Below are 22,395 nucleotides of genomic sequence, written 5' to 3'. Positions count from 1 at the left end.
TCCACTTAGTACAAGAAAGCCCTTTTCAGCGTTGTGGCACAGGCATAACCTTAAACATGTATATCAAATATAACTTTAACAGGTGTGATTATGTTTTGTGTGCAATGTGAACAAACTATCCGTACCCCGGCAGGCAATGGCTGTTCTTACGCGCAGGGTATGTGCGGTAAAACCGCAGAGACATCAGACCTGCAGGATCTGCTGATTGCTGCCCTGCAGGGGCTTTCCGCCTGGGCCTCAAAAGCCCGTGAGTGCGGTATTGTCGACCACTACGTAGACAGCTTTGCGCCGCGCGCCTTTTTCTCCACGCTGACTAACGTCAACTTTGATTCGCCGCGCATTGTCGGGTACGCCCGTGAAGCCATTGCCCTGCGTGAAGCCCTGAAAGCGCAGTGCCTGAATGCCGATGCCAGCGCCCGCGTGGACAACCCGATGTCAGAACTGCAGCTGGTGAGCGACGATCTGGGCGAATTACAGCGTCAGGCCGCAGAATTTACCCCGAACAAAGACAAAGCGGCGATTGGCGAGAACATTCTCGGCCTGCGCCTGCTGTGCCTGTACGGCCTGAAAGGTGCCGCAGCCTATATGGAGCACGCGCACGTGCTCGGTCAGTACGATAACGACATCTACGCGCAGTACCACAAAATCATGGCGTGGCTGGGCACCTGGCCTGCCGATATGAATGCGCTGCTTGAGTGCTCCATGGAAATCGGCCAGATGAACTTCAAAGTGATGAGCATTCTGGATGCCGGTGAAACCAGCACCTACGGTCATCCAACGCCAACGCAGGTCAATGTGAAAGCGACCGAAGGCAAATGTATTCTCATCTCCGGCCACGACCTGAAAGATCTCCACAACCTGCTGAAGCAGACCGAAGGCACCGGCGTTAACGTTTATACCCACGGCGAAATGCTGCCCGCACACGGCTACCCGGAACTGCGTAAATTCAAACACCTGATCGGGAACTACGGCAGCGGCTGGCAGAATCAGCAGGTTGAGTTTGCCCGCTTCCCGGGCCCAATTGTGATGACCTCTAACTGCATCATCGACCCGACCGTCGGCGCGTATGATGACCGCATCTGGACCCGCAGCATCGTCGGCTGGCCGGGCGTGAGCCACCTTGAAGGTGACGATTTCGGTCCGGTGATCGCCCAGGCGCAGCAGATGGCGGGCTTCCCGTACAGCGAAATTCCACACCTCATCACCGTCGGTTTTGGCCGCGAAACGCTGCTCGGCGCCGCAGACTCGCTGATTGACCTTGTCAGCCGTGAAAAGCTGCGCCACATCTTCCTGATTGGCGGCTGTGACGGCGCGCGCGGTGAGCGTAACTACTTCACCGATTTCGCCACCCGCGTGCCGGAAGATTGCCTGATCCTGACGCTGGCCTGCGGTAAATACCGTTTCAACAAGCTGGACTTCGGCAACATTGAAGGGCTGCCGCGTCTGGTGGATGCTGGTCAGTGTAACGATGCCTATTCAGCCATCATTCTGGCGGTCACGCTGGCGGAGAAACTGGGCTGCGGCGTGAACGATCTGCCGCTGTCGCTGGTGCTCTCCTGGTTCGAGCAGAAAGCGATTGTGATCCTGCTGACCCTGCTCTCTCTGGGCGTAACCAATATCGTCACCGGCCCGACCGCGCCAGGCTTCCTGACGCCGGACCTGCTGGCCGTGCTGAACGAGAAATTCGGTCTGCGTTCCGTGACCACCGTTGAAGAAGATATGCAGCAACTGCTGAGCGCGTAAGGAGTATTTCATGACCATGCCAACCTCTCAGTGCCCGTGGCGGATGCAGGTTCATCACATCCATCAGGAGACGCCGGATGTGTGGACGCTGTCGCTGCTGTGCCATGACTACTACCCGTACCGTGCCGGTCAGTATGCGCTGGTCAGTGTCCGCAACGCGGCGGACACCCTGCGCGCCTACACGATCTCCTCGACGCCGGGCGTCAGCGAATACATTACGCTCACTATCCGCCGCATCGATGACGGTGCAGGCTCGCAGTGGCTCACGCGTGACGTCAAGCGCGGGGATTACATCTGGCTCTCTGACGCTCAGGGGGAATTTACCTGTGACGACAAAAGCGAAGATAAATTCCTGCTGCTGGCCGCGGGCTGTGGCGTCACGCCGATCATGTCAATGCGTCGCTGGCTGGCCAAAAACCGCCCGCAGGCCGACGTGCAGGTGATCTACAGCGTGCGCTCGCCGGACGATGTGATCTTTGCCGATGAGTGGCGCAACTACCCGGTGACGCTGGTGGCGGAGCACAACGCGACGCACGGTTTTGTCGAGGGACGTCTGAGCCGCGAGCTGCTGCAACGCGTGCCCGATATAGCGAACCGTACCGTGATGACCTGCGGCCCGGCACCGTATATGGAGATTGTGGAACAGGAAGTGAAAGCCCTGGGCGTAACCCGCTTCTGCAAAGAGCAGTTCTTCACGCCGGTGGCGGAGGCGGCAACCAGCGGGATTCAGTTCACCAAACTGCAACCGGCACAAACCTTCTTTGGCCGCGTCGGCACCACGCTGCTGGAGGCGCTGGAAAGCAATAAGGTGCCGGTGGTGGCTGCCTGTCGCGCGGGCGTATGCGGATGCTGTAAAACGAAGGTAGTCTCCGGGGAGTACACCGTGACCAGCACCATGACGCTGACCGATGCAGAAATTGCTGAAGGTTATGTGCTGGCGTGTTCCTGCCATCCGCAGGGCGATCTTGTGCTCGCGTAATCGTTAAACGTGTCATCGTAGGCCCGGTAAGCGCCAGCGCCACCGGGCTTTTTTTCCCCTACCGCCACGCGGGCGCTTTCCCTACCGCGTACCGCCCTGCCCCTAAAAACACCACCGCCAGCGAACCGATAAAGAAGTACACCAGGCTCTCAATGGCCCACGCACCGACGGCATCGAGAGCAAAGGTTTTGTCCGTGCCCACCATCAGCCACGCCACAATCATGGTAAACGCCAGTACCAGCGCAGCCGGACGCGTGAAAAGACCGACAATGATCAGGATCGGTGCCACCACTTCGCCAATCAATACGCCGTAAGCAATAAATCCCGGCAGCCCTTTTTCCACCAGCAGGCCGCTGATGAAGCCCACACCGCCAAATAACTTGTGTAATCCGTGAAACAACATCAGCCCACCGACGGCAAGTCGTAACAAGAGTTTGCCGAGATCGTCGCACGTTAGCTTTTCGTTTACAGCAATTAACAATGATTTAACCATCTGAAATAATTCCCGTTTTCACCCAATCTGTCGCCAGAGTATGCCGAATCATTGCCGGTGAAAACCACCCTGAAATGAGGGGTATTGTGCAGGCAATACAGTGACTTTCTTCTAAGCTTGTAAGCGATATCACAAAAAGGAGACGGACAACCATGAAACAAACCGTGGCTGCATACATAGCGAAGACCCTTGAACAGGCAGGTGTAAAACGTATCTGGGGCGTAACCGGCGATTCACTGAACGGGCTGAGCGATAGCCTGAATAAGATGAAGACCATTGAATGGATGCCGACCCGTCATGAGGAGGTGGCCGCCTTTGCCGCCGGGGCCGAAGCGCAGCTCACCGGGGAGCTGGCCGTCTGCGCCGGGTCGTGTGGGCCGGGCAACCTGCATCTCATTAACGGGCTGTTTGACTGTCATCGCAATCACGTGCCGGTGCTGGCGATTGCCGCCCATATTCCCTCATCTGAAATCGGCAGTGGCTATTTTCAGGAGACGCATCCGCAGGAGCTGTTCCGTGAATGCAGCCACTATTGCGAGCTGGTGTCGTCGCCGGAGCAGATCCCGCAGGTTCTGGCGATCGCCATGCGCAAGGCCGTGCTAAACCGTGGCGTTTCCGTGGTCGTCATCCCGGGAGATGTGGCACTCAAGGCCGCGCCGGAAGGGGCGAGCACCCACTGGTACCACGCCCCGCAGCCGGTGGTGACGCCAGCCGAAGAGGAGCTAAAAAAGCTGGCGCAACTGCTGCGTTACGCCAGCAATATTGCCCTGATGTGCGGCAGCGGCTGTGCGGGCGCGCACGAAGAGCTCCTTGAATTTGCGGGTAAGCTAAAAGCCCCAATTGTTCATGCCCTGCGCGGCAAAGAGCACGTCGAGTACGATAACCCTTACGACGTGGGCATGACCGGGCTGATCGGTTTTTCGTCCGGCTTCCATACCATGATGAATGCCGACACGCTGATTCTGCTCGGTACCCAGTTCCCCTATCGCGCGTTCTACCCGACGGATGCCAAAATCATTCAGATCGATATCAACCCGGCCAGCATCGGTGCACACAGCAAGGTCGATATGGCGCTGGTGGGCGACATCAAATCCACCCTTGCCGCCCTGCTGCCGCTGCTGGAAGAGAAAACGGATCGCAAATTCCTCGACAAAGCCCTGAGCGATTACCGCGATGCGCGTAAGAGTCTGGACGATCTCGCCAAACCGAGCGACAAAGCCATCCACCCGCAGTATCTCGCGCAGCAGATCAGCCACTTCGCGGACGACGATGCCATCTTCACCTGCGACGTGGGCACGCCCACCGTCTGGGCGGCACGCTACCTGAAGATGAACGGCAAACGCCGCTTGCTCGGCTCGTTCAACCACGGCTCGATGGCCAACGCCATGCCGCAGGCGCTGGGCGCCAAAGCCACCGCCCCGGAGCGTCAGGTGGTGGCGATGTGCGGTGACGGCGGGTTCAGTATGCTGATGGGCGATTTCCTGTCGGTGGTGCAGATGAAGCTGCCGCTGAAAATCGTGGTCTTCAATAACAGCGTGCTGGGCTTTGTGGCGATGGAGATGAAGGCCGGGGGCTATCTGACGGACGGCACCGAGCTGCACGACACCAACTTCGCCCGCATTGCCGAAGCCTGCGGCATAACCGGTATCCGCGTGGAGAAAGCCTCCGATGTGGATGAAGCCCTGCAACGGGCGTTTTCCATCGACGGCCCGGTGCTGGTGGATGTCGTCGTCGCCAAAGAGGAGCTGGCGATCCCGCCACAGATCAAGCTGGAGCAGGCCAAGGGCTTTAGCCTCTACATGCTGCGGGCGATCATCAGCGGCCGTGGTGATGAGGTGATCGAACTGGCAAAAACCAACTGGCTCAGGTAAAACATTTCGCATGACCTCTTAAATTAAAGGGATGTGAAATGATTGATTTACGCAGCGATACCGTTACCCGACCGAGTCGCGCCATGCTCGAAGAGATGATGGCCGCCCCGGTCGGGGACGACGTCTACGGTGACGATCCAACGGTGAACGAACTGCAGCGCTATGCCGCAGAACTCAGCGGTAAAGAGGCCGCCCTGTTCCTGCCTACCGGTACACAGGCCAACCTGGTGGCGCTGCTCAGCCACTGCGAACGCGGCGAAGAGTATATTGTCGGCCAGGGCGCGCATAACTACCTGTACGAAGCGGGCGGTGCCGCAGTGCTCGGCAGCATTCAGCCGCAGCCTATCGACGCCGCGCCGGACGGCTCCCTGCCGCTGGATAAAGTCGCCGCAAAAATCAAAGCCGACGATATCCATTTCGCCCGCACCAGATTGCTCAGCCTTGAAAACACCCACAACGGTAAAGTCCTGCCACGCGAGTACCTGAAAGCAGCGTGGGAGTTTACCCGCGAGCGCAAGCTGGGGCTGCACGTGGACGGCGCGCGGATCTTTAACGCCGTGGTGGCGTACGGCTGCGAGCTAAAAGAGATTACGCAATATTGTGACTCGTTCACCATCTGCCTCTCTAAAGGGCTGGGCACCCCGGTGGGATCCCTGCTGGTCGGCAATGCGGACTACATCAAGCGCGCCAACCGCTGGCGTAAAATGACCGGCGGCGGCATGCGTCAGGCCGGTATTCTGGCCGCGGCCGGACTGTATGCGCTCAAAAACAACGTGGCGCGTCTCAAGGACGATCACGACAACGCCGCGTGGATGGCAGCGCAGCTGCGTGAAGTGGGTGCCGATGTGATGCGTCACGACACCAACATGCTGTTTGTTCGCGTGGGCGATGACCACGCCGCTGCGCTTGGTGAATTTATGAAAGCGCGTGGCGTCCTGATCAACGCGTCACCTGTTGTGCGTCTGGTGATGCACCTCGACGTCAATCGCGAGCAGTTAATGGACGTCGTGAAACACTGGCAGGCGTTTTTACAGCGTTAAGGAGCAGAACGTGCCGCAACGTATTCTGGTGCTCGGTGCCAGCGGGTATATCGGTCAGCATCTGACCACGGCGTTAAGCCAGCAGGGGCATCAGGTGCTGGCGGCGGCACGCAACACGGAACGCCTGCAAAAACTGAACCTGCCTGGCGTCACCTGCCACAACGTCGACCTTAACTGGCCAGAGTCGCTGCCCGCGCTGCTGGAAGGTGTCGACACGCTGTATTACCTGGTGCACAGCATGGGCGAAGGCGGCGATTTTATCGCCCATGAACGTCAGGTGGCCCTGAACGTCCGCGATGCCCTGCGGCAAACGCCGGTTAAGCAGGTGATTTTTTTAAGCTCGCTCCAGGCGCCCGAAAATGAGCAGTCGGACCACCTGCGCGCCCGTCAGCTTACTGCGGACACCTTGCGCAGCGCGGATATCCCCGTCACCGAACTGCGGGCGGGGATCATCGTCGGCGCGGGCTCTGCCGCCTTCGAAGTGATGCGCGATATGGTCTACAACCTGCCGGTGCTCACGCCACCGCGCTGGGTACGCTCGTGCACCACGCCGATTGCCCTGGAGAACCTGCTGCATTACCTGGTGGCGCTGCTGGACCATCCCGCCGAAGCGCACCGGGTGCTTGAAGCCGCGGGACCGGAAGTGCTCAGCTATCAGGAACAGTTCGAGCATTTTATGCGCGTCAGCGGCCGCCGACGCTGGCTGATCCCCATCCCCTTCCCGACCCGCTGGATCTCCGTGTGGTTTTTAAATGTCATCACCTCGGTGCCGCCGACCACTGCGAAAGCGCTGATCCAGGGGCTGAAACACGATCTGCTGGCGGACGATCGCGAACTGCGCGCATTAATCCCGCAGACGCTGATCCGTTTTGACGACGCCGTACGCCATACCCTGAAAGAAGAAGAGAAGCTGGTGAACTCCAGCGACTGGGGCTACGACGCGCAGGCGTTTGCCCGCTGGCGGCCGGAGTACGGTTATTACCCAAAACAGGCGGGCTGCATGGTGAAAACCTCGGCCAGCCTGACATCGCTGTGGGAGGTGGTGAACCAGATCGGCGGCAAAGAGCGATATTTCTTCGGCAATATTCTCTGGCAAACCCGCGGAGCGATGGATCTGCTGGTGGGCCACCGGCTGGCGAAAGGCCGCCCTGCTCGCCCGTATCTTGAGGTGGGTGATACGGTCGACAGCTGGAAAGTCATCATCGTCGAACCGGAAAAACAGCTGGCGCTGCTGTTCGGCATGAAAGCACCGGGTCTGGGACGGCTCTGCTTCACCCTGAAAGACAAAGGCGATTACCGTGAACTGGACGTCCGCGCCTGGTGGCATCCGCACGGGATGCCGGGTCTGTTCTACTGGTTGTTTATGATCCCGGCGCACCTGTTTATCTTCCGTGGGATGGCGAAACGCATTGCACACCTCGCAGAACAAAAGACGGAAAAGATCTAAATAAAACTCTCTTTCTTTCACCTTTCCCATTGCATAGCGCCGTAATTCACGAAAGAATGCGCACGAAATTCTTTTCAACACAGTGGATTGATATGAAGGTACTGGTTACCGGGGCGACCAGCGGCTTAGGCCGAAATGCGGTCGAATTTCTGCGCAACAAGGGCATCAGCGTCAGGGCTACCGGTCGCAACGAAGCGATGGGAAAACTGCTGCAAAAAATGGGCGCAGAGTTTGTCCATGCCGATCTGACGGAGCTGGTCTCCTCTCAGGCGAAAGTGATGCTCGCCGGAATCGACACCCTGTGGCACTGCTCCAGCTTTACCTCACCGTGGGGTACCCAGGAAGCCTTCGATCTCGCCAACGTGCGCGCCACGCGCCGTCTGGGCGAATGGGCCGTCGCCTGGGGCGTGCGTAACTTTATTCATATCTCCTCCCCGTCGCTCTACTTCGACTATCACCACCACCGGGATATCCAGGAAGAGTTCCGTCCGGCCCGTTTTGCCTGTGAGTTTGCCCGCAGCAAGGCGGCCAGCGAAGAGGTGATCGACCTGCTGGCGCAGTCGAACCCGCATACGCGCTTTACGATACTGCGTCCACAAAGCCTGTTCGGGCCGCATGACAAAGTGTTTATCCCGCGTCTGGCGCAGATGATGCACCACTACGGCAGCGTGCTGCTGCCCCGCGGCGGCGATGCGCTGGTGGATATGACTTACTACGAAAATGCCGTGCACGCCATGTGGCTGGCGAGCCAGCCGGACAGCGATAATCTGGTGTCTGGCCGCGCCTATAACATTACCAACGGCGAACCCTGCACCCTGCGCAGCATTGTGCAGCGTCTGATCGACGAACTGCAGATAGACTGTCGTATTCGCTCGGTGCCTTACCCCATGCTGGATATGATTGCCCGCAGCATGGAGCGTTTTGGCAGCAAGTCCGCCAAAGAGCCGGCACTGACGCATTACGGCGTATCGAAGTTGAATTTTGATTTTACGCTGGATATTTCGCGTGCGGAGAATGAGCTGGGGTATAAGCCGATTGTGACGCTGGATGAAGGGATTGTGCGCACCGCGGCGTGGCTGCGGGACCACGGGAAGTTGCATCGGTAGTTAATTGGGTGCGGCCTGATGCCCTCACCCCGGCCCTCTCCCACAGGGAGAGGGTGTCAATACTAAAACGGCAACCCGAAGGTTGCCGTTTTGCTTTTACAGAGCCGTCCAGGCCTCAGACCATGCCAGACCTGCGCCTGGTTCATAGTACATTGGTGCGTTGTTACACCAGCCGCTGTACGGGAACGGTTTGCACTGGAACAGTTTACCGTGGTTGTTCACGATATCGCCCGCGCTGTACTTACTGTTCGCGCTCCACGCCGGGTAAGTGCCAGACGTGCCTTCGTCCTGAGACGGTGTGGCGGCCTTAGCTTTTACGTTCAGCAGGTACGAGGTGGTGCTGCTCAGCTCGCCGTCGCTGACGGTCAGGCTGATTTCATACTGCTGCGCCGTCGCGGCTTCCGGTGCGTTGAAGGTCACCACCGCTTTATCGTCGCCGGTAACGGTCTGGCCGTCCTGGGAACGCCAGGTGTAGGTCAGCTTATTGCCGTCTTCATCGGTAGAACCTTCTGCACTCAGGGAGACCTGCGCACCCGCTTCGACCGCACCAATCGGCCCTGCAATCTGCGCCACCGGGGCGTGGTTTGCCGGCACAGGAACGGTATCTTCATCCGGCGTTGGGGTGACGTTTTCGTCAGGCGTTGGGGTCACATTTTCGTCTGGCGTCGGCGTAACCTTATCTTCGTCAGGCGTCACGGCTGAGCCATCATCGTTCACGATATTCACGTTGAAGAACTTCTGTACACATTTAGTGTAGTCGCCGTCTTTAAACGCGCTGAATGGCGTCTGATAACCCACCAGCTGGCAAGCATAGGTCTTACCATCAGGGGTATCTGCGCTCCATCCCCAGTCCTGTTCCCAGTAGATCTTCAGGGCGCCTGCGCCACCTTCATCGAACTGCTTCATGTTGGCACAGCCAAGCACTTCGTCAGCCGGTACAGGGACTTTCAGGTAGTTAGCGAACTCTTTGTAGTATTTGATACGGTTCTGAGACTGGGCAATTTCAGTCGGGCCACCGCACTCTACGCCGCCGTTAATGATCTGGGTGGTCACGCCGAAGCCAGGGACAAGGCCGTTGGCTTTATCGTGATCGTTCGGCTGCCAGGTGCCGTCAATAACCTGCAGCATGCTTGGTTTTGGCGGCTGCGGGTAGGCAAAGAAGAAGATCGCACTGGCCAGGTTCAGCCAGGTGTCGGCCACCAGCTCAGGTTTATCGAGCAGTGTGCGGACATCGCCGTACATCGCTTCGGAGAATGGACCGTAGTTGTAGTTGTAGGACAACTGCTTAGCACCGCGACCAAAGTAGCTCAGGAAGTCGCCATCTTTGTCTTTACCGCATGGCCAGGTCTGACCCTGCCAGACATCCGGATTACATTCCCCGTTATAGCCGCCCTTCTGGCCTTCGCTCCAGCCCATCTCACGCACATAGACCAGCGCCTGACGCCATTCGGCTTCCGGACGCCAGCTTTCGTGACCACCGGTTTCCTGTGCGAAGTGGGCAAACATGGTTGCCAGCTCTTTACGGCAAATGGCTTCGCTGTCGCGACCATCATTGTAGGTATCACACAGCGCCGGGAATTTACCTACGGCTTTCAGGAAGTTGCTGTAGCTGTAATCCTTCGCGCGCAGCGGGAACAGATATTCCCAGTCGCTCTCTTTGAGGATCCCTTCAACGCGTTTCACGTTTGCCGGGTTTGCTGCACGGCCTGGCTCAATCTGCTCTACCTGAGCATTGTCCAGCGTACGGATAGTATCTTTCACGGATTTCATCAGCGGGAAATCGGTGAGCTCTTTTTCCTTTTTGGCCAGATCGCTGGCTTTGATGGTGTAAGGCTGGCTGCTTTCCGCCTTCAGCATGGTAGCCTGAGCAATAACCGGTGCTACGCAGGCACCGGCAATAAGCACGCTCAGTAATGTCCTTTTATTCATCTCGGTTATTCCTGTTAATGTCGATAACGTTAAATAAATCCAGGTTTATTTATTAATCCGTTAATAAATAAACGCCAGACAGCTGCTTTTCATTTTCTGAAGAATACGGGTGGGTACTCTTCAAAAAAGAAAAAACTCACCAGTTGGTTCTGTCACGGGCGGCTAATTTTAACTGCTGATACTTTCGCCAGACTTTATGGGCATACACCATTCGTTGGGGATAGTTTTCCTTTTTAAGCCCGGCGTTATAGGCGCCAACGGCTTCCCAGTTGTATCCATAAACCTTAATCATGCCCGACAAAATAGAGGCGCCGACCATAATGGAGGTGCAGGGTTCTGTCATCAGGCGGTTTTCGTTAATACCTTTGCGCCTGAGTTCAGGAAAGTGCGAGCTGTTAATTTGCATTAAACCGACATCGCGCGTTCCGTCATGATTAATGCCAATGGCGTACGGGTTCATTCCCGATTCCACATTGGCGATGGCATAGAGTAAAAACGGATCAATATGATAATAATGCGCCGCTTTATTCCAGCAATTCGCAAATGCGCTTTGGCTTAATATCAATAACAGAAACAAAAACCTTTTCATGATTCACCTGTGTGGCCGTTTATTATTCTCCTCAAACACGTCCTGTTAAAGTATTCGAATTTACTGACCACACCCGAAGCGGGGTGTGGTCAATGATTGTGGATGGATATCACACCCACAATTTCAGGTTCAGAAGATTATTTGCACTCTGAGGATGCGCCTTCTTTCACCCATACATCGCTGTTGCCTGGTTTGTCACCTTTTGTCCACCATTTCGCGCGGTACTCGAAACCTTGATAGGTTGTCTTGTCACCACCGAGGTAAACCATATCGGCACGCCAGTTCATTTTCACCTGGCTGACCAGTTCCCATGCGTCGGCGTTGAAGCCAGGTTTGTTGCCCTGAGTCCAGTACTTCGCTTTCCATACCAGATTATCGGAGCTGAACATATCGCCGTTGTTGTAGATTTTGCTGGATTCCCATGCCGCGTATTTGCTGGCGTTGGCGTCTACCGGGTTATCACAGCTGCCGGTTGCAGTGCCTTCATCAGACGGAGTATTACCTTCATCAGATGGCGTGTTACCTTCGTCAGACGGGGTATTGTCTTCATCAGGCACAACCGGGGTGGCTTTCGGCGTTACGGTAACCTGTACGTTAGACTGTACGCTGGTTTTGCCGTCGCTCACGACAACGCTCACGGTATAGGTAGAGTCCGTTGTCACGTCCGGCGCGGTGATCTGTACGCTGGCGGTATCAGTACCGGTCGCGTGCATATCCGATGGCACGCTCCAGGCGTAGGTCAGTGCATCACCGTCTGGATCTGCCGCCTGCACGTTCAGGGCGTAGGTCTGACCGGCTTCCAGAGTGACGTTCTGCATCGGGTTAACCACCGGGGCCTGGTTCGCTTTCGGTGCTTTGTTCACAACCTGCACGTCAGCGGTGCTGCTCAGGCCTTTCGCATCGGTCACGGTCAGACGGAATGCCAGGGTCTGGTTGCTGGTGACAGCGCCGACGGAGAAGGTCGCTTTCGCTTTGGTGCTGTTGGTCAGCGTGACGGTTGGGCCAGAGATTTGGGTCCATTTGTAGGTCAGCGCATCGCCATCAGGGTCGGTGGAGGCAGAGCCATCCAGGGTCACGGTCGCCGGGCCGGTCACGGTTTGATCCGCTGCGGAAGCAACCGGCGCATGGTTGGTCACCACCGGCTCTGGCGTGGAGCCTCCCAGCAGGCTTTCGTTCATCGCATTGAGGATATCGCCGTTATCGGAGTCGATAGACCATGCGAACAGGCCGCCCAGGTTTTTTGCCAGAACGTATTTACCTTTTGCGGTTGCAGAACGGGCATCTTCATAGGAGATCAGCTCGCCGGTAGATTTGTTGAAGACATATGGCGCTTCAGCGTCTGCATCATAGCCATATTCCCAGCCCGGTTTGCCTTTGTACTCGTTCACAATCTGACGATAGTCAACAACGCCGGGTTCCCAGGTACCTTTCACGCCGTCGGTCGCCGTACCGGTGAACGGGTTGTCGCCGGTATAGCCGTGAACGCCAGTCCAGCCACGACCGTACATGCCGGTACCCACCACGATTTTGCCTGGCTGTACGCCCTGCTCCAGCAGCGCGTTAACGCCATTTTCCGTGGTGTAGTTGGTGTCCGGACGCCATGCTGGCGCACGCAGCGCCGCCTGGTGACCCAGATCGGTCATGCTCCACGCGCCGTAGAAGTCGTAGCTCATCAGGAAGATGTGATCGAGATACTGCTGCGCCGTGGTGTAATCCACGTCTTCAATCTTATCTTTACCTGCACCGATGGCGCTGGTCAGTTCATAGGTGCGTCCAGTTTCAGCAGACAGCTCGTTCAGCATGGTACGCAGATCGTGCATCAGCGCGGTGTAGGTTGCTTTATCCACCTGCGGGTTGCCCAGCGATTCATTCACGCCGCCGCCGCCCGGGAATTCCCAGTCGATATCCACGCCGTCGAAGAATTTCCAGGTTTTCAGGAAGTCTTTAACAGAAGCGACGAAACGAGCGCGGATTGCGGTATCGTTCATGTGATGGAACGGATCGGACATGGTCCAGCCGCCAATGGATGGCAGGATCTTCAGGTCAGGATGGGCTTTTTTCAGCGCCATCAGCTGGCCGAAGTTACCTTTGTACGGGTCGTCCCAGTTAGAGACGCCGGACTGTGGTTTTTGCAGCGCAGCCCATGGGTCGTGGATCGCCACGGTGTAGTCAGGGCGGCCAGCACAGGCCTTTTGCAGGTTGGCGAAGCTGTTGCCGTTTTCCACGGTTTTCAGACCGTCGTTGATGCCGTCGCCGCCACAGATTGGAATGAAGCCGTACAGGATATGGTTCAGGTTAGCGGCTGGGATTTTGTCTACCGGGAAGTTACGGCCGTAAACGCCCCACTCAGGGAAGTAGGCGGCAACCACTTTATCGGTATGTTTTGCAAAGGTTTTGTTGTTTTCCTGCAGAGGCGCATTCAGCGGCAGCAGGTGGCTACCGTCAGTATCCGCCACGATGATCAGCTTGCTTGCGCTTTTGGTGCAGCCGCTGTTGTTACAGAGTTCAACCTGCTCCTGGTAGCGACCGCCTTTTTTCACTTTAAAGGTGGCAGAACCGGATGCACCGGCAGCACCGGACCAGACGGTCTTGCCGTCCAGCAGCACTTTACCGGAAGTCGGCGCGTCGCCGCTCCAGACGTTCCACTCGACTTTTACGTCGACACCGTCGTTGTGAACCTTAACAAGATTACCGTAGTCCACTACGGCCTGGTCCACTTCAACGATGGCAAATTTATCGTTACCGCTGCTGATTGAAGGCGTACCTGGCGCTGCGGCGAACGCGGAGCCGGAAACGGCTGCGACAAAGAGTGCCAGATAAGTTGGCTTCATAAATTTCATTATTAATTCCTGATAATCTTATTTGTGACAAATGAAAAGAACCATGTATTCCATATAACATGGGCGAGTACTGAATACGTTATTTAACTAAAACCACGAACCATATTTAATTTTACTAAACATGTATTTTGCTAAAACACCCTCCATAAATAGACATGAGCAGTAATTTTTACAGCTTATGTTTATTACAATACTCCGGGAATGTATTTATGTCCTTTCATTCCCTCAGCGAAAAAATTTCAAAAAAAACTTGACCGCAAAAATCAAAATATGAATTGAAAGGTCTGAAGGATAAAAATAACCAAACCTGCCAGTGACAACAGCGGGCCAAAAGGAATAACGCTATTTTCTTTAACCGCTTTATAAAAAACAAAATACAACGCGATACCGCTTAACGCAGCCGCCAGTAACAATGATGGCAAAGCCTGCCAGCCGCACCACGCGCCCAGCGCAGCCAGCAGCTTAAAGTCACCGTAGCCCAGTCCCTCGCGACCCGTCGTCAGGCGAAACGCCCAGTAGAGAAGCCACAGCGACAGGTAGCCCGCCGCCGCGCCATACAGGGCGTCCGACAGGGGTAAGGAATGAAAAAACGCATGATTCAGCAGGCCCGCCCACAGCAGCGGTTGCGTCAGACAGTCCGGCAGCAGCAGGTGTTTTGCGTCTATCGCCGCCAGCGGCAGCAGCCCGCACCAGAGGATCCACAGCGACATCAATGCGGCCGCAGACGGGGCATACGCCGCCGTCAGGGCAAAAAACAGGGCACTGGAAAGCTCAAGTAACAGCAGACGCAGCGGGATCGCGCTTTGACAGCAGCGGCAGCGTCCACGCAGGCAACACCAGCTCAGAACAGGGATATTTTCCCACCAGGAGAGCGTGTGGGAGCACGCCGGACAGTGAGAGGCCGGAAACAGCAGATTTCCGGCTCCCGCCTCCTCTTTAATGAGCGGGGGAATGCGTTCGACCACCACGCCCAGAAAGCTGCCGATAATGCCGCCAAGCGCACCGCTCAGCAGGCAAAGGGCGGGCATCTGGCTGCCCTGAAGCAGCGTCAGCGAGTTCATGCCACTTTCGCCCAGGAGAGTTTAATCTGGGCCTTTACATCGCTAAGGTGATCAACCGGCGTGAGATCCATTTTCTCCAGACGAACCCCGGTGGTTAAATTGACCTCCCGAAGCCAGTTTTTAAGCTCATAGACGTTGACCCGATCAATATTAAACGTCAGAGTTTGCCCGTCCTGCTGAATATTACTCAGCGCAACGTGGATCTCTTTGGCACTCTCTTCCACCACGCTTCTCGGGTTACTGTTTTTTAATACTTTGGCCTGAAGGTGATTTTTATTAATTTCCGCCCGCATCCAGTTCAGGGTCTGTTTCTGTTTTTGCAGCGTGCTTTTCTCATTTTTAATAATATTATCCAGCGGGGTCATTACACCGTACCAGATAATGGCGCAACAGAGCGCCGAACCACAGATTTTAATCAGCGTTCGTTCGCGCGGGCTGTAACCCAGATAGCGTGCTTTTAATTGCCCTATTTTTTCTTTCATTTATATTTCCCTGTGATGATAGCGGTATAAGGCGCTTCACTGGAGACCGGCTGCAGCGTAAAGTCGAAGGTATCACTCGCCTTATTAACGAACGCCTGCAACGCCGTGGGATCCATCGAACGGATGTTCAGCGTAAGCTGATTCCGGGTGTCGTCGTATCCCACTTCACTCAGTTCGACCGCCGGGAGCGATTGCCTGATCTGCTCCAGCGCGTCCAGTTGAAGAAAGATCCCTTTCTTCTCTTTCCTGATGTTCTGCCCGAAGTGGTACTTCAGGTTGGTGGTCTGGCGCAACGTGGGGAAATAGTGCCGGGCCAGCTCCACCATCTGCTGCTGGGCCAGGTTTTCCTGGTTAGAGAGCATCCAGGCCATGCCGATGCGAGGGCCAATCAGCAGCCCGAGGCTCAGCATCGCCATGGCGGCAATGGCCGGTTTTGCATAACGGAACTCGGAGTGGGCGCCACAGGCAGCAAAAACGCCGTGCAGCAGGTTCGCTTTGCAGCTTTTCCACTGGGGCTGGATCAGCACCAGCGGATGCTGCCAGACCCGTTGCTCATCCACCTGCACGCCTGCGGGCGCCTCGCCGTAGCAGACGAGGTTACTGGCGCACTGCTGGCTCAACAGCAGCGGCAACAGCGCGGCGTCGGTTTCACAGGCACCAGACGGCGAATAGCGCATCCAGTAGCCGCTGTCGGTGGAGACCAGCGTGCTGCCGCCCTCAGTCACCGGCAGAAGAATGGCATCGGGCAGCACCTGCACCACCGTCAGCCCGGCATCGGCACAGCGGTCCAGCCAGTACTGCAGACGCGCCGCCTCAATGGCCACCGCGTCCACTTCCCGCCCTTTCCTGTTGAGCACCGTCCAGTGCAGCGTGTCCACGTCGCCAATCAGCGTCTCCTCTGCCAGCCAAGAGAATTCAACGCCGCCTTTTTTGGGCAACGTGAAGTGACGGAAGATCATTTCGCTGGCCGGCAGGAGCAGGCAGACGCGGGCGGCTAACGCGTGACCGGCAAGCGCCGCCAGTGACGTCCCACCCTGCCGTTGCTCAACCTGGTCGCTACCGGACTCACACCACATTATGTTCCCGTCCTCATGCGTGTCGGGACGAATAAAAAGCACCTGTTTCATAGAGTTCGTCTTGTGTTATTCAACCATTCGGTAGCGACGTTGCCAGGTAATCACCTTCCCGGCTTCATCATCAACATGAAGCTGGCTGACGACGCGCAGCGTTAAATCATCGGTATTGCCGGTACTGTTGACCCGGAAATAGTGACTGTTGACCGCAAGAAACGCCTGTACCTGCTTCAGCGCGTCTTTGGTCTGCGGATAATTTGTCTCAAGCGCTTTCTGGAACGCCTCCATCGACTCCCAGCCCTCTTCCGGGCGGGAGGCGATCAGGCGGGCGGCCTCGTCCTCGCTCAGCGAGCCGATAAACAGGGCTGCCAGTAGCGGTGCCTGTTCTTCAGTCAGGGTGTTTACATCCACCTTGCTGGCGGTGTCGGGTAAGGCGCAGAGCACTTTACTGACCCTGCCGTAAGCCGCCACCGGAAACGCGGGCAGCAGCTTCAGCTCGCCCGGGGTGCGCATCATCTGATTCGCAGGCAGCCGTGCGGGCTCAACGCCGGCCCAGGCATCCGATTCCATCCCCTCTTTGGCCGTTGTGGTATCGCCGTCGAGATAGTCCATCAGCTGCTGGTAAATCTCTTCTGCGTCACCAGTGGAAATACCGCTGTCGGTCAGGAGCTGTTCGACGATGCGCGCTTTGACCGGTTTTTCCGGCAACGCCCCTGCGGTCTGTACCGCGGGGGTCGGATCGGCCGCCAGCAGGTTATTGACGTTAAAGCAGGTCTGGGCATCCTCAATCTGGCTTACCACGGTGTAGTGTTCCCCCTCTGTCTCCACCGGCTCTGTCCACTCCCCTTTCGGCGACAGGCCTTTGCTCTCGCCGCTGGCGTAGGTCTGAAGCAGACCTTCAATGGTTTTTTGCTGGCTCTGAATGGCCCAGCGCAGCTGCTGCTGACTCACCTGATAGCGGGTTTTCTGCAGATTGCGGCAGAACTGCTGGCTGATTTTGGCCGCCAGCGCCGACATCATGACCAGCAAAATTAGCACCACCAGCAGCGCGACACCGCGCTGTTTTCGAACCGATTTTCCGCTCATTTGTTCTCTCCTGACGGAGCGGGCACCGGCTGCGCTGGCGCGACCGTATCGCCAGGTGGCGCTGGCGTGTGTTCGGTAGGTGCCGCCGGGGCGACTGGCATATCACCCGGCGTGGTAAATACCCAGCGCCAGGTCTCGCCATTCTCCATGGTCAGCAGAAGCGCTACGCCGTCCGGCTGATGCGCCGTGTCGGTCCATTTGTTCTGCCAGCTCGCTTTCCAGAAGCGCCACGTCATCTCTTTTACATCGCTGAGGATCGGCACCTCTTCCGGCTTCACATCGGCAGGGCTGTCGATAACCGGCCAGATATCGCGCCACAGTTTTTTGTCCTCAAGCCGCCAGCGCACGCGCTCCAGCTGGATCTGACCGCTCACGCCGTTCAGCGTGGTCAGCTCCAGCGCATCGTCATGCTGGACAAAGACATCAGGCTCGTTGCGTGGCGCGCGTGCCTGAAGCTGAAAGAAATCCCGCTCCAGCAGGTTATAGGCGCGCTGAAGCTGGTTGAGTTGCGTCGCCGCCACGTCGGTGGCGTTCGAGGTGCGCATCGCCCCGTCCAGGATTTGCCAGGCAAGCAGGCTGATAACCGCGAAGATGGTCAGCGCAATCATGATCTCCAGCAGCGTAAAGCCCTGCTGACGCTGAATGTGCTTACTCATTTCACCTCTCCGGGTTCTGGTATCTGCAGGGTCAACACCGGTTTGTCTTCATCATCCTCGGCGTAAACCCGCACTTCATCGGCAAAGCGATTTTCAGCGGTTTTCACCCGCTGCTTGCGCCAGATCCAGCTTCGTCCCCCCATGATTTCTGTGCCCGTCTGCAGGGCATCCGGGAACGGCGTGTTGCTCAGCTTTGCTTCCGCCAGCTGGTTTTCCGCCACCCAGCTCGCCTGCAGCGAATCGCCCAGGCCATGGGTAAAGCGCACGTTCAGCGAGACGGAGTTCATCAGCGCCAGCGCGGCGGTGGAGAAGATGACCAGTGCGACCATCACTTCCAGCAGGGTCATCCCCTGTTCTTTGCGTTTAGTCATCGTTCTCTACCGAAACCGGTGATGCCCCCTGCGACACCACGCGAAAGCGCTGCTTTTTATCGACACTCTGCAGGGACAGCGTGAAGCGGCTTATCTCCCCGTCCGGCAAAAAGACAATCTGCGGCGTAGCGTCGGTTGTGGCAGCAATGCGCTGCGGTGAGAGCGACACGTGCATCTCTTCCGGGAACTGGCCGTGGGTGACAATGCGCCCGGCGGTTAAGGGTTCCCAGTGTCGTTCGCCCTCTTTTTCGGCCCAGGTCACCAGCTGATATTCTGAGGTGGTGATCACCAGCCCAACGATATTGCCGTCCATTACCGCACGGTCTGAACCATATTCAACGAGGGCTTTTAACTGCTGACCGAAAATATCCGCGCCGCTACGCGAGGGGATTGTCGACACCACCATCATGGCGCAGGAGGCAAATATCACCAGCGCCAGAATAATTTCCAGTAAGGTAAACCCACGTTGCTTATTCATTACTTCTCTTTTTTATCTAAAGACCAGTTGGTAATATCATCCGCGGTATTCGCTTCGGCATCCGGGCCCGCAGAGAAAACATCCACTGCGCCATGTTCACCCGGGCTGACCAGAATATAATCATTGCCCCATGGATCTTCCGGCAGTCGGCGAATATAGCCATCATCACGGTAGTTTTTCGGGATTGGCGCGATATCAGGTTTGGTGACCAGCGCCTGCAAACCCTGCTCCGTCGTGGGGTAACGGTGGTTATCCAGCTTGTACATATCCAGTGAACCTTCCAGCGCCACAATATCGCTGGTTGCTTTCTGGGCATCGGCTTTTTCTTTATTCCCCATTAAATTTGGTACCACCATACTGGCGAGCACACCGAGAATAACGATCACCACCATTAATTCGAGCAAGGTAAAACCAGCCTGACCTTTCAGGCTATTTCGTTTTAAAGACATATTTAACCCACCATATTATTGAGCTGAAGAAGCGGTTGTAATATTGACAGCACGATAAATAAAACCACTGTCGCCATTGTCACCACCAGTGCCGGTTCAAATACCGACAGCGTTAACGTAATGCGATGCTGTAATGCCGATTCCTGGTTTTCCGCGGCGCGATCCATTAATGAACCCAATTCCCCGCTCTCTTCGCCGGAGGCAATCATGTACAGCATGGTCGGCGGAAAGAGCTTCGCCTGGTCCAGCGCGTTATACAGAGAAGCGCCCTGACGTACAGTATCCGCCGCCTGCTCCAGCACCTGCCGGGCATAGAGGTTTTCGATCCCGTCCATCGCGATATACATCCCCTCCAGCAGCGGGACGCTACTGGCCTGCAGGATGCTGAGCGTGCGGATATAGCGGGCGCTGTTGATGGCGCAGACCAGCTTTTTGATCGGCGAGCCATTCACCAGCCAGCTGTGCCAGCGAAAGCGGTTCGCGGTTTTCTTCACCCACGCCTTAAAGCCGACGATTGCGCCGAACAGCCCCCCGGCAATGTAGATCCCGTACGCCTGCAGAAAATCGCTTACCGCAATCAGCGTGCGGGTGGTGATCGGCAGCTGCTGTTTCATGTGCACGAACTGCTCGATCACCTGCGGCACCACCGCCACCAGCAGGATGCTGATCACCGCCACGGCGACCACCGTCAGGGTGATCGGGTAGACCATCGCCTGCGTCAGCTTGCTTTTCATCTTCTGGCGCTGCTCGTTGTACTCCGCCAGTTTCTCCAGCACATCGCCGAGGTGGCCGGTCTTTTCCCCGGCCATCACCAGCGTGCAGTACAGCTTGTCGAAGGTGCGCGGAAACTGGCTGAAGGCATCAAACAGCGTATGGCCTTCCACCACTTTCTCGCGGATCTCTGTCACCATCGCCGCCAGCTTTTTGTCTTCCGTCTGCTTTGAAATGGCCTTGAGGGCGCTTTCCAGCGGCAGCGACGCGTTAACCAGCGTTGACAGCTGACGGGTGAACATCGACAGCACCGGCACAGAGAGTCGGGCGCCGGTTCTGGCTTTAGCGCTGGCTGCATTTTCACGGGTTTCGGTGATGGTGAGCGGCATCAGCTTCTGCTCACGCAGCGACTGGCGCACCTGTTTTGGTCCTTCCGCCTGCAGCGTGCCGCGCCGGGTTTTCCCGGCGGCATCGGTCGCGGTCCACGCGTAGAAAGCCATTACTCATCGCCTCCACGCTCGGCGGTCACGCGCATCACCTCTTCAAGGGAGGTGATACCGCTGATAACCTTCATCAGCCCGTTTTCGCGCAGGCTGTAGGCCTGCCTGAACAGCTCGGTCTCAATGGACATCTCATCTTTATCTTCATGAATGGCGCGGCGCATGGCGCTGTCGACCACCAGAAACTCGTGAATGCCCGCGCGTCCCTGATACCCGCTCTGGCGGCACTGGTCGCAGCCGACGGCGCGATAGATGGCCTTTGGTGGCTTATCCATAAAGCTAAACAGCGCTTTTTCATTGTCATCCAGCGGACTGGTGGTACGGCAGTGCGGACACAGCCGACGCACCAGACGCTGGGCAATGACGCCGAGTAGCGACGAACCGATCAAAAAGGATTCCAGCCCCATATCCCGCAGACGGGTGATGGCCCCCGCCGCACTGTTGGTGTGCAGCGTCGACATGACCAGGTGACCGGTGAGCGACGCCTGCACCGCGATTTGCGCGGTTTCGCCGTCACGAATTTCTCCGATCATCACCACGTCCGGATCCTGACGCAAAATGGCGCGCAGGCCGCGGGCAAAGGTCATGTCCACGCGCGGGTTGACCTGCGTCTGCCCCACCCCTTCCAGCTCATACTCAATCGGATCTTCGACGGTCAGAATGTTGCGTTCATGTCCGTTCAGGGCCGACAGAATGGCATACAGGGTGGTACTTTTACCGGAGCCTGTCGGCCCGGTGACCAGGATGATGCCGTGCGGGCGGTTAATCAGCCCTTTCAGTTTTTCCAGCTCTTCATCAATGAGTCCGAGCTTGTTGATATCCGGTTTCAGGTTGCTCTTGTCGAGCAGACGCATCACCACGCGCTCGCCGTACTGCGACGGAATGGTCGAGACACGCACATCAATCGCCTTGCGGCCAATGCGCAGGGAGATACGGCCATCCTGCGGCAGACGTTTTTCGGCAATGTCGAGTTTTGACATCACCTTAATACGCGAGACCAGCAGCGGAGCCAGTTTACGCGCGGGCTGGAGCACCGGGCGCAGCACGCCGTCAACGCGAAAACGGATGCTCAGCGTGCGCTCAAAGGTTTCGATATGGATATCCGATGCGCCGTCTTTTACCGCCTCGCCGAGAATGGCGTTGATCAGGCGGATCACCGGCGAGTTTTCGTCGTTATCCAGCAGATCTTCGTTGTCCGGGATCTCCTCGGTTAACGCCATCAGATCGATATCCGCATCCATATCGTCCACCAGCTGCTGCGACACGCCGCTGTTCTGCTGCCAGATTTTGGCCAGCATCTCATCAAACGCTTCCGCGCTCAGCGTCTGGGGCACAAAGGTGCGCCCCAGTACCCGGCGCATCTCCAGCAGCGCAAACGCGGGGACGTCGTCACGGATATAGACCGTGTCGTTCCAGAACAGGATGCCGTTCTCCTTCGCAAAGCCGCTGGTACACAGCTGTTTTGTCAGTTCATCCACGCGTCACCTCCCG

At 57.0% G+C, this 22,395-nt stretch carries 20 protein-coding genes; 6 read left to right on the top strand and 14 right to left on the bottom strand.

Annotation, left to right across the window (positions count from 1 at the left end; translation table 11 throughout):
• Window positions 1–90 precede the first annotated feature (90 nt).
• Complete coding sequence (gene hcp / locus ACTJJI_RS03335) at window positions 91–1,743, top strand: hydroxylamine reductase (RefSeq protein ID WP_440653036.1); 1,653 nt, start codon at window positions 91–93, stop codon at window positions 1,741–1,743.
• Window positions 1,744–1,753: 10 nt separating this feature from the next.
• Complete coding sequence (gene hcr, locus ACTJJI_RS03330) at window positions 1,754–2,722, top strand: NADH oxidoreductase (protein ID WP_440653034.1); 969 nt, start codon at window positions 1,754–1,756, stop codon at window positions 2,720–2,722.
• 58 nt (window positions 2,723–2,780) lie between these two features.
• On the opposite strand, the gene ACTJJI_RS03325 is transcribed toward hcr, so the two are convergent.
• Window positions 2,781–3,215, bottom strand: coding sequence for a DoxX family protein (locus tag ACTJJI_RS03325; protein WP_050859812.1), 435 nt, complete (start codon window positions 3,213–3,215; stop codon window positions 2,781–2,783).
• A 152-nt stretch (window positions 3,216–3,367) separates the two neighbouring features.
• Between ACTJJI_RS03325 and poxB the strand changes: the two genes are divergently transcribed.
• The 4 genes from poxB (at window position 3,368) to ACTJJI_RS03305 (ending at window position 8,679) form a co-directional block, all read left to right on the top strand.
• Window positions 3,368–5,086 (top strand): ubiquinone-dependent pyruvate dehydrogenase, encoded by a 1,719-nt coding sequence (gene poxB, locus ACTJJI_RS03320; protein WP_046888139.1) that lies wholly within the window; start codon window positions 3,368–3,370, stop codon window positions 5,084–5,086.
• Window positions 5,087–5,124: 38 nt separating this feature from the next.
• On the top strand, window positions 5,125–6,126 hold the full coding sequence (gene ltaE / locus ACTJJI_RS03315) for a low-specificity L-threonine aldolase (protein WP_063425800.1): 1,002 nt from the start codon (window positions 5,125–5,127) through the stop codon (window positions 6,124–6,126).
• 10 nt (window positions 6,127–6,136) lie between these two features.
• Window positions 6,137–7,573 (top strand): DUF2867 domain-containing protein, encoded by a 1,437-nt coding sequence (locus tag ACTJJI_RS03310; RefSeq protein ID WP_440653031.1) that lies wholly within the window; start codon window positions 6,137–6,139, stop codon window positions 7,571–7,573.
• Window positions 7,574–7,665: 92 nt separating this feature from the next.
• Entirely contained in the window at window positions 7,666–8,679 is a 1,014-nt protein-coding gene (locus tag ACTJJI_RS03305; RefSeq protein ID WP_014831256.1) for an NAD-dependent epimerase/dehydratase family protein, read from the top strand.
• A gap of 96 nt (window positions 8,680–8,775) precedes the next feature.
• Here ACTJJI_RS03305 and ACTJJI_RS03300 read toward each other — a convergent pair whose 3' ends face one another.
• The 13 genes from ACTJJI_RS03300 to gspE form a co-directional block, all read right to left on the bottom strand.
• The gene (locus ACTJJI_RS03300) at window positions 8,776–10,608 is read right to left on the bottom strand and encodes a glycoside hydrolase family 19 protein (RefSeq protein WP_046888136.1); all 1,833 of its coding nucleotides are present in this window, start codon (window positions 10,606–10,608) and stop codon (window positions 8,776–8,778) included.
• Between the two features lie 136 nt (window positions 10,609–10,744).
• Window positions 10,745–11,197: a type III secretion system invasion protein IagB gene (gene iagB, locus ACTJJI_RS03295; RefSeq protein ID WP_323281501.1), complete on the bottom strand. Its 453-nt coding sequence runs from the start codon at window positions 11,195–11,197 to the stop codon at window positions 10,745–10,747.
• Between the two features lie 137 nt (window positions 11,198–11,334).
• A complete protein-coding gene (locus ACTJJI_RS03290) occupies window positions 11,335–14,037 on the bottom strand; it encodes a glycosyl hydrolase family 18 protein (RefSeq protein WP_440653028.1) in 2,703 nt (900 codons plus the stop codon).
• Between the two features lie 263 nt (window positions 14,038–14,300).
• Entirely contained in the window at window positions 14,301–15,098 is a 798-nt protein-coding gene (locus ACTJJI_RS03285; RefSeq protein WP_014831252.1) for a prepilin peptidase, read from the bottom strand.
• Window positions 15,095–15,580, bottom strand: a complete 486-nt coding sequence (locus ACTJJI_RS03280; RefSeq protein WP_440653026.1) for a type II secretion system protein M — start codon at window positions 15,578–15,580, stop codon at window positions 15,095–15,097. The genes ACTJJI_RS03285 and ACTJJI_RS03280 overlap by 4 nt, the downstream gene beginning before the upstream one ends.
• Window positions 15,577–16,707: a type II secretion system protein GspL gene (gene gspL, locus ACTJJI_RS03275; protein ID WP_440653024.1), complete on the bottom strand. Its 1,131-nt coding sequence runs from the start codon at window positions 16,705–16,707 to the stop codon at window positions 15,577–15,579. Before gspL ends, ACTJJI_RS03280 begins: the two co-directional genes overlap by 4 nt.
• Before the next feature lie 15 nt (window positions 16,708–16,722).
• A complete protein-coding gene (gene gspK / locus ACTJJI_RS03270; RefSeq protein ID WP_163281309.1) occupies window positions 16,723–17,739 on the bottom strand; it encodes a type II secretion system minor pseudopilin GspK in 1,017 nt (338 codons plus the stop codon).
• Complete coding sequence (gspJ, locus tag ACTJJI_RS03265) at window positions 17,736–18,395, bottom strand: type II secretion system minor pseudopilin GspJ (RefSeq protein WP_440653022.1); 660 nt, start codon at window positions 18,393–18,395, stop codon at window positions 17,736–17,738. Before gspJ ends, gspK begins: the two co-directional genes overlap by 4 nt.
• The gene (gene gspI, locus ACTJJI_RS03260; RefSeq protein WP_440653020.1) at window positions 18,392–18,766 is read right to left on the bottom strand and encodes a type II secretion system minor pseudopilin GspI; all 375 of its coding nucleotides are present in this window, start codon (window positions 18,764–18,766) and stop codon (window positions 18,392–18,394) included. The genes gspJ and gspI overlap by 4 nt, the downstream gene beginning before the upstream one ends.
• A complete protein-coding gene (gspH, locus tag ACTJJI_RS03255) occupies window positions 18,759–19,244 on the bottom strand; it encodes a type II secretion system minor pseudopilin GspH (protein WP_014831246.1) in 486 nt (161 codons plus the stop codon). Before gspH ends, gspI begins: the two co-directional genes overlap by 8 nt.
• A complete protein-coding gene (gene gspG, locus ACTJJI_RS03250) occupies window positions 19,244–19,693 on the bottom strand; it encodes a type II secretion system major pseudopilin GspG (RefSeq protein ID WP_013097349.1) in 450 nt (149 codons plus the stop codon). The genes gspH and gspG overlap by 1 nt, the downstream gene beginning before the upstream one ends.
• A gap of 2 nt (window positions 19,694–19,695) precedes the next feature.
• On the bottom strand, window positions 19,696–20,904 hold the full coding sequence (gspF, locus tag ACTJJI_RS03245; RefSeq protein ID WP_348579862.1) for a type II secretion system inner membrane protein GspF: 1,209 nt from the start codon (window positions 20,902–20,904) through the stop codon (window positions 19,696–19,698).
• A complete protein-coding gene (gene gspE, locus ACTJJI_RS03240; RefSeq protein ID WP_014831244.1) occupies window positions 20,904–22,382 on the bottom strand; it encodes a type II secretion system ATPase GspE in 1,479 nt (492 codons plus the stop codon). Before gspE ends, gspF begins: the two co-directional genes overlap by 1 nt.
• Window positions 22,383–22,395 lie beyond the last annotated feature (13 nt).

The sequence above is a fragment of the Enterobacter sp. 22466 genome (assembly GCF_052044775.1).
GTDB classification, from domain to species: domain Bacteria; phylum Pseudomonadota; class Gammaproteobacteria; order Enterobacterales; family Enterobacteriaceae; genus Enterobacter; species Enterobacter dissolvens.
The sequence above is the reverse complement of the archived record's forward strand: the minus strand, read 5'-3'. Positions and strand labels throughout refer to the sequence as shown.

What these genes read in the sequence shown, in the direction of transcription:
- hcp (WP_440653036.1), top strand. Translation starts at nt 91, where the DNA reads ATGTTTTGTGTGCAATGTGAACAAACTATCCGTACCCCGGCAGGCAAT.
- hcr (WP_440653034.1), top strand. Translation starts at nt 1,754, where the DNA reads ATGACCATGCCAACCTCTCAGTGCCCGTGGCGGATGCAGGTTCATCAC.
- ACTJJI_RS03325 (WP_050859812.1), bottom strand. Translation starts at nt 3,215, where the DNA reads ATGGTTAAATCATTGTTAATTGCTGTAAACGAAAAGCTAACGTGCGAC.
- poxB (WP_046888139.1), top strand. Translation starts at nt 3,368, where the DNA reads ATGAAACAAACCGTGGCTGCATACATAGCGAAGACCCTTGAACAGGCA.
- ltaE (WP_063425800.1), top strand. Translation starts at nt 5,125, where the DNA reads ATGATTGATTTACGCAGCGATACCGTTACCCGACCGAGTCGCGCCATG.
- ACTJJI_RS03305 (WP_014831256.1), top strand. Translation starts at nt 7,666, where the DNA reads ATGAAGGTACTGGTTACCGGGGCGACCAGCGGCTTAGGCCGAAATGCG.
- ACTJJI_RS03300 (WP_046888136.1), bottom strand. Translation starts at nt 10,608, where the DNA reads ATGAATAAAAGGACATTACTGAGCGTGCTTATTGCCGGTGCCTGCGTA.
- iagB (WP_323281501.1), bottom strand. Translation starts at nt 11,197, where the DNA reads ATGAAAAGGTTTTTGTTTCTGTTATTGATATTAAGCCAAAGCGCATTT.
- ACTJJI_RS03290 (WP_440653028.1), bottom strand. Translation starts at nt 14,037, where the DNA reads ATGAAATTTATGAAGCCAACTTATCTGGCACTCTTTGTCGCAGCCGTT.
- ACTJJI_RS03285 (WP_014831252.1), bottom strand. Translation starts at nt 15,098, where the DNA reads ATGAACTCGCTGACGCTGCTTCAGGGCAGCCAGATGCCCGCCCTTTGC.
- ACTJJI_RS03280 (WP_440653026.1), bottom strand. Translation starts at nt 15,580, where the DNA reads ATGAAAGAAAAAATAGGGCAATTAAAAGCACGCTATCTGGGTTACAGC.
- gspL (WP_440653024.1), bottom strand. Translation starts at nt 16,707, where the DNA reads ATGAAACAGGTGCTTTTTATTCGTCCCGACACGCATGAGGACGGGAAC.
- gspK (WP_163281309.1), bottom strand. Translation starts at nt 17,739, where the DNA reads ATGAGCGGAAAATCGGTTCGAAAACAGCGCGGTGTCGCGCTGCTGGTG.
- gspJ (WP_440653022.1), bottom strand. Translation starts at nt 18,395, where the DNA reads ATGAGTAAGCACATTCAGCGTCAGCAGGGCTTTACGCTGCTGGAGATC.
- gspI (WP_440653020.1), bottom strand. Translation starts at nt 18,766, where the DNA reads ATGACTAAACGCAAAGAACAGGGGATGACCCTGCTGGAAGTGATGGTC.
- gspH (WP_014831246.1), bottom strand. Translation starts at nt 19,244, where the DNA reads ATGAATAAGCAACGTGGGTTTACCTTACTGGAAATTATTCTGGCGCTG.
- gspG (WP_013097349.1), bottom strand. Translation starts at nt 19,693, where the DNA reads ATGTCTTTAAAACGAAATAGCCTGAAAGGTCAGGCTGGTTTTACCTTG.
- gspF (WP_348579862.1), bottom strand. Translation starts at nt 20,904, where the DNA reads ATGGCTTTCTACGCGTGGACCGCGACCGATGCCGCCGGGAAAACCCGG.